The organism is Acetonema longum DSM 6540, from assembly GCF_000219125.1.
Classification (GTDB): domain Bacteria; phylum Bacillota; class Negativicutes; order Sporomusales; family Acetonemataceae; genus Acetonema; species Acetonema longum.
Map to the genome: position 1 here is coordinate 1 of NZ_AFGF01000225.1, position 4,559 is coordinate 4,559.

The 4,559-nt window shown below is 44.2% G+C and carries 3 protein-coding genes and 1 pseudogene; all 4 read left to right on the forward strand.

The features are described 5' to 3' along the window. Positions 1-908: pseudogene (locus ALO_RS22610) on the forward strand (hypothetical protein); the annotation flags it as partial. Between the two features lie 80 nt (positions 909-988). After that, positions 989-1,591, forward strand: coding sequence for a hypothetical protein (locus tag ALO_RS17465; RefSeq protein WP_040293789.1), 603 nt, complete (start codon positions 989-991; stop codon positions 1,589-1,591). Between the two features lie 236 nt (positions 1,592-1,827). Next, the gene (locus ALO_RS17470; protein ID WP_004098768.1) at positions 1,828-3,951 is read left to right on the forward strand and encodes a tetratricopeptide repeat protein; all 2,124 of its coding nucleotides are present in this window, start codon (positions 1,828-1,830) and stop codon (positions 3,949-3,951) included. A 66-nt stretch (positions 3,952-4,017) separates the two neighbouring features. Next, positions 4,018-4,143 (forward strand): hypothetical protein, encoded by a 126-nt coding sequence (locus tag ALO_RS23605; protein ID WP_274428268.1) that lies wholly within the window; start codon positions 4,018-4,020, stop codon positions 4,141-4,143. Positions 4,144-4,559 lie beyond the last annotated feature (416 nt).

A 4,559-nucleotide genomic window follows, 5' to 3' on the forward strand; every position in this document is an offset into this window, starting at 1 on the left:
GCGATACTGAAACCGCCAATCAACCCCTTGCGAACAATTTTGACAAGGACGCTGTCGCAGAACGCTTGGAAGTCCATGAAATGATCTTTGACGGGGTTGTAGACTTGGTAAAAACAGAGGTAGAGAAAAAGAGAATCGCTGATGAGCAAGAAGCAGCCAGGAAAAAGGCCGAAGATGAAGCGGCCAAAAAGAAGGCTGAGGAAGAAGAGGCGGCTAGAAAAGAAAAAGCAAGAATTGAAGCGGAAAAGGCTGAGGCAGATAGACTGGCAGCGGAGGAAGCCAAGAAGAGTGCCGAAGTGGCGTATAATCCTGACGGCAATGTGACGATTCGAGATGCATGGCTCCCTACAGATCCTATTTATACAAATTCCGAGGGTAATAGAAGCCGCGAAAACTATATTTTGGGGATTGAGCAATTCAACGTAACAAGTAATGATCGCTATACACCATATAAACTTGGGAAAGGCGATACCTACTGTAATATCTATGTATCCGATGTTACACAAGCGATGGGTGCACCAATTCCTCACTGGGTGAACCAAGATTTAGAACCTCAGTTTATGCCTATTGGATTAAATTCAGATGAAAGGATTGAATGGATGGAAGCCCGTGACGAATTAAATGCATACGGTGTGATTAATTGGCTGCAGGTCAAAGGGCCGGCTAACGGTTGGCAACGAGTAGATGGCATGACAGCACAAGATAGAGCAAACAAGGGCTATCCTACTGTTGCTACATCACCTGGTCATGTGATGATTGTTCGCCCAGCGAAGGTAGAGGATACTTATGTATCAATTTGGGGTCCTACTATTGCCCAGGCAGGAAAGACAAATTCTAATTATTGCTGGGTAAGAGACAAGGTAAATCAAGAGGATTTTAAGTGGGCAGAGTATTGGACCCATAATTAAAAGGACTTACCCTACTGTAAGTTATGTACACTTACCTCATTGAAAATCGATTTTTGAGCAATTAAAGGGGAGTGATGCTTGTGAACAAAAAGAGTACATTAATTAGAATCATTTGCGGCATATTGGCGGTATATTTGCTAGTTCTTAGTTTGAATGGTAATAGCGGCTCTGAGAAAAGATTCAGCTGGATCACGATGGTAAAAGCAAATTCGGCTGAAAGTATTAAAACTAGGCCTGTAGAGGGCAATCAAATGAAAGATACTGCAGCAGAAGAAAAAATGGTTGGTTTCTGGCAGGACCTTCCTTTTGTTGCAGCAAGGTATGGTGATAACTATCTGTTTTTTGCAGACAAAACCTTCAGATTTAAGTATAATGAAGCTTATGATACGAGGCGGCTGATAGGCTTTTCAGGCAGATGGGAAATTACTAACGACCAATTAATACTACAAGTAACGCAACTAACGATTGTTGTAGGTGGTACATTAGAAAAGTCTCCGACTTCAGCATCAGGATATGCTATTGTTAACGGGGACATGCATACAGTAACTATTGATCCACCGGAGAAAATTGTGCTTCAATTAAGCGAGTATTTAGTTGACAATTCTTCTCCTCGTCCTATCACGAGAAAAATTGGCGGAGAACAATTTTGGCGGCTTACTCACAATCCAGCATTATATAAATAATCTGATTTAAGTTTAACAGTAGTTGAAGGTAGAGAATTTTTTGCAGAATTATAAGTTACATTAAAAAACAACGTCGCCATTAAGTTTATAAGCATTTAAAAGGTCTGTAGTAAAAAGCCTAAATTAAAGAAAAAGTTTAGGCTTTCTCTCTTTCTTTTGTATGTGCAAATCTATTTTATTAGTGAAATAGATAGTAGCATCTAAACTATAATAGCCTAGGTGCAGGAGGTGTCAATATGCTTACTGCTCGTCGTTCCAGATCAAAAAAAGTATGGATTGCTCTTATGCTTCTTTTACTGGCATTTTATGGGCTTAGCGTGAGAGATGTTTCGGCCCAACCTGTGGCAGGATTGCGAAAGACAGCGGAACAAGGGGATGCTCAATCGCAATATCAATTAGGAAGTATGTATGAGGAAGGCAAAGAAGTAAAAAAAGATATTGTCGAGGCGGTAAAATGGTGGCGAAAAGCCGCTGAGCAGGGACACATGGACGCCCAATATGTACTGGGCAATGCAGCCATATTTGGCTATGGTATGGACAGGAATCCGGTGGAAGCTGCTAAATGGTGGCGCAAATCAGCCGAACAGGGGCATATTAGTGGTCAATACACCATTGGCAATGCCTATATGTATGGTGAAGGCGTGAAAAAAGACCCTACTGAAGCGGTGCGTTGGTGGAAAGAGGCTGCTGCGCAAGGCCACGGAGGGGCCCAATATGTACTTGGCATGGCCTATAATGACGGAATCGGGGTAGAACAAGATTTTACAGAAGCGGTAAGATGGTGGCAAAAAGCCGTAGAGCAAAATTATGCCCCGGCCCATTATCCCTTGGGACTTGCCTATGCAGAAGGTCATGGCGTAAAGAAAGATCATGATGCAGCCCTGAAGCACTGGCAACAGGGAGCGGAAAAAGAACATGCCCGATCACAATTTGCCCTCGGCGGCGCATATGCTCATGGTTATGGCGTACCAAGAGATCCTGCTGAAGCAGTGAAATATTGGCGCAAAGCCGCCGAACAAGGCTATGTGCCAGCTCAATACATGCTTGCACTCTCTTATGCCGATGGCTATGGGGGAAATAAAGATCCTGAGGAAGCGTTGTTGTGGTGCAGAAAAGCAGCAGACCAGGGTCATATCCAGGCTCAATTTCTGCTGGGGCGCGCCTATTTCTACAGTAAAAAAGAATATGCCGAAGGAGTCAAATGGTGGCAAAGGGCCGCAAGCGCCGGTGAAAAAGAGTCTCAGTACGAATTGGGCATTGCCTATCAACTAGGAAAAGGGATAGCTCAAGATGATGTTGAATCAGTGAAATGGTTTCAAAAAGCGGCTGAACAGGGGCATCCCGATGCTCAACATATGCTTGGCCGGGCCTATTATTACGGGAAAGGTGTCCCCAAGGATTATAGCCAGGCGGCACACTGGCTGAAGCAATCCGCCGATCAAGGCAATGGCTGGGCACAAGTGACCTTAGGGGTGCTGTATAGAAATGGATATGGCGTTGCCAATAATGACAGTGAAGCGGTGAAACTGTGGGAGCAAGCAGCGAAACAGAATCATGTGCAGGCGCAATACCTTTTAGGGCTTTCTTACTTCGATGGGACCGGAGTAGTTCGTAATTATGCCACTGCGTTGGAATGGTTTAAGAAAGCAGCTGACCAGGGATATTTAGAAGCACAGGTCCAACTCGGTTATATGTATGAACGTGGCTTAGGAGCAACTTCGAATCTAGCCGAAGCTATGAAATGGTATCAAAAAGCCGCAGAGCAGCAACATTCATGGTCGCAATACTATCTTGGCACCTGTTACGAAACCGGTAAAGGTGTAGAAAAAAATTACGCAAAAGCTTTTGAGTGGTATCAAAAAGCGGCAGCGAGCGGATATTCTTCCGCCTTTGCGAAGATGGGAAATGTCTACTATAGTGGGTATGGAGTGCCTAAAAATTACGACGAGGCTATGAAATGGTATCAAAAGGCAGTAGAAAAAGGGGATCCGACTGGTGAAGGACACTATTACCTCGGATTAGCTTATTTTACAGGCAACGGCGTGAAAAAGAGTCCAGTGGAGGCCGCAAAACGCTGGACTATTGCCTCGGAAAGGGGTCACGCATTAGCACAATATGCACTGAGCGTTTCGTATTCCAATAATGCGCCGGTATTGGAAAATTATCTGGGCGCAGTGAAATGGCGAAAAGAAGCTGCCGAAAAAGGCGACGTTAACGCGCAATATTATTTGGCAACCTCTTACATGCTGGGCTTTGATCAGGAGAAAAACATAAATCAGGCAACTGTTTGGTTTCAAAAAGCGGCAGAGCAAGGGCACTCTGGAGCGAAAGCCATGCTTGCAAAATTAAAGAGTAAATAAGAAGTGAGTAGAGGCCGCCGTGAGGTTGGCCTCTACTCACTTCAAAGACTCACAGGGACGGTTCTCTTGCCAAGTATTGGCGGCGTGAATGTATCGGGGCAGCGCGGCAAGGGCAATACGGAAGAACATCGGATCAACTATAGTGAAACCCGGATTACGGCGAAGGAAAGTGTCGGGGGACGGGGTTGCTGACAACAAGATTACGACGCCATTGCTGTTAGTAGAGTCACTTTGTAGCATAGCAGCTTCTGAATTAAATAACAGACTCGAGGGGACGGTTCTCTTGATGAAAATGAAGTAAAATGATACCATCAAAAATAGAGGTAATAACCATGCTCCGAAAAGCCCGATAACCCAGCAAAAGCGGGATCTATCACATCACCCTACGAGGCATAAACAAGCAAATTATTTTGAAGACGAAGAAGATAGACAACAATTAAGTAGTAGTCCTGAAGAAACCGACTAAAACAGGAATTCAACGTTCGGAAAAGAAAGTGATTATGATAACAAATGCTTCGACACAGGAAGCGTTCCTTACAGGCAGAATTCCATGATTAATAGAAAATATTTTTGTAAAGCCTAAAAGAATGTCAACATCCCCGTCCTTG